This is a genomic window from Coleofasciculus sp. A1-SPW-01 (assembly GCF_040217205.1).
Classification (GTDB): Bacteria; Cyanobacteriota; Cyanobacteriia; order Cyanobacteriales; family Coleofasciculaceae; genus Coleofasciculus; species Coleofasciculus chthonoplastes_A.
This window is the reverse complement of the sequence record NZ_JAVJNP010000197.1, coordinates 1-5,212: the sequence shown is the minus strand read 5'-3', so window position 1 is coordinate 5,212 and position 5,212 is coordinate 1. Positions and strand designations below refer to the sequence as shown.

The window sequence follows — 5,212 nt, the reverse complement described above, 5'->3', positions numbered from 1 at the left end:
GACCAACCGGGGAATAAACGTCTAGTTGCCTATTGTGTCTCTAATTCCGAACAATCAATTACCGCTGAATTACGCTCATTCCTCAAGACAAAGCTCCCGGATTATATGGTGCCATCAGCTTTTGTCCAGTTGGATGCTTTTCCCCTCACTCCCAATGGCAAAGTTGACCGTCGTGCTTTACCTAAACCGGAGCAAACCAGACTAGAATTAACGGAAACGTTTGTGTCTCCCAGAGACGACGTAGAAATAAAGCTGACTCAAATTTGGCAAAATGTTTTAGGGGTTCAGCCAATTAGCATTCGGGACAACTTCTTTGAGCTAGGCGGACATTCCTTACTGGCGGTGCAGCTTGTTAATCAAATTAAAAAAATAATTGGCACAGATATTCCCTTGGTTACTCTGTTTCAACTGGCGACTATTGAGGAAATTGCAAATTCTTTACGTTCTCAAAAAGATATAAGTGCCAAATCCTCTATAGTTCCAATTCAACCCCATGGATTAAAGCCCCCCTTGTTTTTTGCAAATTCGCCTAGTGCGGCGAGAAAACTCAGCACTTATTTTGGGAATGAACAACCCATTTACGGATTGAGTATTTTCGGACTTGAGGATATAGATGAGCAAAAATTATCGTCTCTACGCATTCAAGATATTGCCAAGCAATTTGTTCGCGATATGCGTCAAATCCAGCCTCAAGGACCTTATCTAATCGCCGCCTACTGTGCGGATTCCACTATAGCCTTTGAAATGGCACAACAACTCTCGGCACAAGGGCAGAAAGTCGCATTACTCGCGTTTATTGACACGATTTGGCAACCCCGTCAGTTAGGATTGTATTTCTATTGGTATAATTTCCGTAAATTTGGGTTTGACTATTTGCTTAAAAAAATCAAAGCAAATGTTAACTTAAAAGTAAAAAAAATAATCGAAATATATTGGCAAATAAAACTTAAATCACAATCAAATTTCCTGAGTTTAGATCTGCAGAATCAGGCAAAAAACCGTAAACTAATAGATGCTTTTTATAATGCCCATTGGAATTATATTCCTCAAGTTTATTCGGGTAAAATAACCTTGTTTTTGTGTAGTGAGTTATGGTTGAGACAATCGGCACAACTAGAAAAAATTGCAGGTGGAGGACTAGATGTTTACGAAGTTCCTGGATATCATAATTTTCTTTTCCAAGAACCTTATATTTATGTGCTTCATGAAAAGTTAAAAGCTTGCATCGATCAAGCTGTTACAGAACATTATTGATTGTTGACTTTATTAATTCACATAATTTTTATCGTACTGGCTATTGATAGTCAAAATACCACGGTTTCGGCATAGTCTCAAAATCTGCAGATATCGGACGGATTGACGGGACAAATTGGCTATGCGTTAGGAAAGCTATCCGAAGGAATTGAGATACCTGGATGAGCAAGTTCAGATTTGTAAGTCCCGCCAGAGAGGTAATATCTGTAGTGAATTTCAGGGTTGATCAATTGAATTAAGGCTGGTGGGCAATGCCCACCCTACGTAAGATCAAAGATTTCGGCGATCTAAAGTATTGTAGTCTGTGTAGCCATCGTGCTTATTGCCTCTCGATTTCAGATTTATGCAAAAAGTCGCTGGGGCGATCGCATTCCTTTGCCGATCACAGATGACTGACTACCGATGAATCGCCGCAACCAGAGCCATCCCGAAGATTTTGCGATCGCTTCCTCATATATCAGTTAACTTAATCACCTTAATGAGTTATCCTTATAAGTGCTGTCACGGACACTGCTACTGCAAGTGAACTGAACTTCAGTTAGATTACTGATGCCCCCAAGTTCAGCCTCTGGCAACATGAAAATCAGCACTCTAGCTTTAATAATGGGGACAAAGCAACAATTATCAGCTTTTTTATCAATTGTCTTAGTCTATTGACTGACAATCCAGTCACGCTGTATAAATCCTACTTTTAAGATGCGCTGCTCCTTGATTAGAGCAGCCTATATAACCCAGTTTTCTTAATATCTGGGGGATCACCAACAGAACCGAAACAGCTTGAATCCACGCTTCTTTTGCTCGTGAAGAAGTTTACAGAACGTGCAAAATTCACGCTGAAACTTCACTAAACCTTTACGGACATTCATCCGGTGTAAATGCCAGAGTAGTTGTAGGTGGATAACAAGTGGTTTAGTTGGTTTGTTGATAGTACAGGAACAGATTTATGAGTGTATCTGATTTTACAACGAAGAACCCAATTCTTACGAAATGGTTTTGGATAGAGCCAAAACAGCCGTCCTCAACCCCAACCCAACCTCCCCAACCGAAAAAACGGTTCGATTTACTCAAACCCATTAAACGGTGGATTGATGGGATTGAAGTCCATAATCCCCAACTGGCACACTTGATCTGTCATCTGATCCCCGCCCAATGTCCCTTCGAGCGCGATATTAACCTCTTTGGACATACCCTGTTTCACATTCCCCCCTTGTGTAAGCTGAATCCCTTTTATGAGGAAGTCGTGGGGTTACGCTTCCGGGCGTTGTGCTATTTGGCAGATGAATGTGGTGAAGATATTTCCGCTTACTGCTAAAATTCCAAGACTGGGAATTTTAACGTTAGCTGCGGAATCCTTGATCACACAGCATGGCAATCATTGCTCTGAAAGCCTGGTATCTCCAGGACTACGAACCGATTAGAGAACTGGAGAAACGCCCTCACGATTTGCGGTTGAGCAAAAACAGCTTGCTCAAATCAGGGTTAAGGGCGGACTTCTTAGACGATAGTCAGGATGTCAAACAATCGGAATGGTTTGGACGCTACCTGGATGGGGAAACGGTGGAGTTTTACATCGAAGGGAGCGGTGGCTACGCCATTTCTAATATTGATTTGATCTCCCACGAGATTTACTTCACCAAGCAAGAGGTGATGGCGCAACTCGATCCGATTATCTTTTTGAGTCATCAAACTGAATGCTCTCGTGCCAGTGAAGCCCTACGAGATAGCCTCAATGACACCCTAGAAAGCTTTAATCAGCGATCGCGTATTCCTCTAACCCTAGAACAGTCTCGTCGCCCTGCGGGTGAACCGATGCGCCTCAGTAGTACCCAGATGCGTCACATCCGTAAGAGTTTGCTGTTTGTCGCCGATGGTACCGCGATCGCGAAATTAGACCGAGAACAGACCCCTCTAATGATCCCCAATCCCCAAGTCTGTGTCGAAATCGGTTACGCCCTCACCAGCAAGCGCCGAGAACAAATTTTACTGGTACAGATGGAACGCCCCGATTTACCGGGACAGTTTCCCTTTGAGGTTCCCCAGCATCAGCAGCTCTTATTTCGCCGCCCTGAGGATTTACAAAAGACCTTACCTGTGGTACTAGAAACATTACTGCAACGGTTTAATTTATGGACGTGATTTATCCCTCATGGTCACAGATAATAATTGGGATGGATTGAGGAGAAAATTTTATGCCTAGAACTCCAGATGAGTTTGCCGTTCACATTCTTATGGCTGGCGGTCACCGGGAAGAGGTGCGTTTTACCACGATTCAAGAGTTTCAGAAATGGTACAGTGGTGAACTCGTACCCAAATCTGAGTCTAAGGACTTTATCAACGTCCCGATTAAAAATATTCAGGGCGAATATATGGTGGTGCGCCCCTCCAGCGTTTTAGCGATTCGGGTGGAACCCATCTTCGGGGGTAGCGTCGAGCGATTTTAGAATGAAGTCTTTGTCATTGGTCATTGGTACAAAATCCAATGGCTAATGATTGATAATCCGACGTCACAGTTTTGACCAGCATGAGAAAACAACTGACGAGTCTATCTCTAAGTTTAGGAATACTGTTGTTTGGTGGCAGCAGTTTGGCTGTTCCCGATGTACCTCTAGAGCCAATAAACCCTGATACTGAAGAGGTGACACTGGACTCCCTCGGCTTCGATGAGCAACTCTGGGGGACTCCTGAACAACCAGGCGATCGCCAAGCTTTACTTAAGTCTATTGACCATAGCCTACGCTATTTAGCGACGCCGACTGCAGGGGCGACTTACCAAAACTATCCCATCCCAGGGATCACTCTGGAACGAGTACGCCGTTCCCTGGTGCGATTTCGTCAACTTCTGCTCACCTCCAGTTCCCCAGAGGAACTGCAAGCGGCGGTAAATCGCGAGTTTGAGATTTATCAGTCGGTGGGACATGATGATCAGGGAACGGTTTTGTTTACGGGGTACTTTGAACCCATTTATGCAGCGAGTCGTACCCCTAGCGCCGAGTATCGCTATCCCCTGTACCGTTTACCGACAAACTTTAATACCTGGAAAACCCCTCACCCAACTCGCGCTGATTTAGAAGGCGTGGATGGGTTTGGTGAAAATAGTCCCCTGAATGGGTTAGAACTCGTCTGGTTGCGCGATCGCCTCCAGGCATTTTTGATTCATGTTCAGGGTTCTGCCCGCCTGCAATTGCCCGATGGGAGTGTGATGACGGTTGGCTATGCGGGGAAAACAGATTACCCCTATACCAGTGTGGGGCGAGAATTAGTCAAAGATGGCAAATTGCCTCTGGAAGGGTTAACCTTACCCGTGTTAATGGATTATTTCCGTCAATATCCCAGTGAACTGGATCAATATTTACCTCGGAATCAAAGTTTTGTCTTCTTCCGGGAAACCAATGGCGCACCAGCTACTGGAAGCCTAAGTGTACCTGTAACAGCCGAACGATCCATTGCCACAGATAAATCCTTAATGCCTCCCGGCGCATTAGCATTAATTCAAACTCGCATCCCCTATCCTAATGCTCAAGGGCAACTTGAATCTCGTTGGGTGAGTCGCTATGTTCTGGATCAAGATACCGGGAGTGCGATCAAAGGACCCGGACGAGTGGATATCTTTATGGGGACAGGAGTTTTGGCAGGCGATCGCGCTGGCGTCATTGGCGGGAATGGAAACCTATACTACTTATTGCTAAAAAATCCTAGATGATTGTTTGTAGTTGCGCTTTAGCGCCATAAACCCTCGCATCCCTGACTCCAAAGTAAGTTTTGATAAACTGAATTGTTACGACACTCATCACCACCCAAATCTTAAACAATAGTGCGTTAAGCTGTTCGGCATTTAAACCTTAATATCAATAATGGCGCAATCCTTGCCGTAGTGCGTTAAGCGAAGCCATGCCGCAGGCTTTGCATCTTGCTCGCTACATCAAGCATCTTGCTCGCTACTAATACCCAATTTAAATGC

General features: G+C 44.4%; 5 protein-coding genes. All 5 read left to right on the top strand.

The genetic code is table 11. The features are described from left to right. The coding region (locus RH949_RS28360) for a non-ribosomal peptide synthetase (protein WP_446357881.1) at positions 1–1,254 on the top strand (1,254 nt) is incomplete at its 5' end. A gap of 943 nt (positions 1,255–2,197) precedes the next feature. Next, positions 2,198–2,566 (top strand): Mo-dependent nitrogenase C-terminal domain-containing protein, encoded by a 369-nt coding sequence (locus RH949_RS28355; RefSeq protein ID WP_006105992.1) that lies wholly within the window; start codon positions 2,198–2,200, stop codon positions 2,564–2,566. 53 nt (positions 2,567–2,619) lie between these two features. Continuing rightward, a complete protein-coding gene (locus RH949_RS28350) occupies positions 2,620–3,390 on the top strand; it encodes a hypothetical protein (RefSeq protein ID WP_446357879.1) in 771 nt (256 codons plus the stop codon). Positions 3,391–3,443: 53 nt separating this feature from the next. Next, positions 3,444–3,695 carry a hypothetical protein gene (locus tag RH949_RS28345; protein ID WP_006106003.1) on the top strand — a complete coding sequence of 84 codons (252 nt, stop codon included), beginning with the start codon at positions 3,444–3,446 and terminating at the stop codon, positions 3,693–3,695. Positions 3,696–3,775: 80 nt separating this feature from the next. Further along, on the top strand, positions 3,776–4,954 hold the full coding sequence (gene mltA / locus RH949_RS28340; RefSeq protein ID WP_446357877.1) for a murein transglycosylase A: 1,179 nt from the start codon (positions 3,776–3,778) through the stop codon (positions 4,952–4,954). Positions 4,955–5,212 lie beyond the last annotated feature (258 nt).

Excerpts from the sequence above, each read along its gene's own strand:
- mltA (WP_446357877.1), top strand. The coding sequence starts at position 3,776 with ATGAGAAAACAACTGACGAGTCTATCTCTAAGTTTAGGAATACTGTTG.
- RH949_RS28345 (WP_006106003.1), top strand. The coding sequence starts at position 3,444 with ATGCCTAGAACTCCAGATGAGTTTGCCGTTCACATTCTTATGGCTGGC.
- RH949_RS28355 (WP_006105992.1), top strand. The coding sequence starts at position 2,198 with ATGAGTGTATCTGATTTTACAACGAAGAACCCAATTCTTACGAAATGG.
- RH949_RS28350 (WP_446357879.1), top strand. The coding sequence starts at position 2,620 with ATGGCAATCATTGCTCTGAAAGCCTGGTATCTCCAGGACTACGAACCG.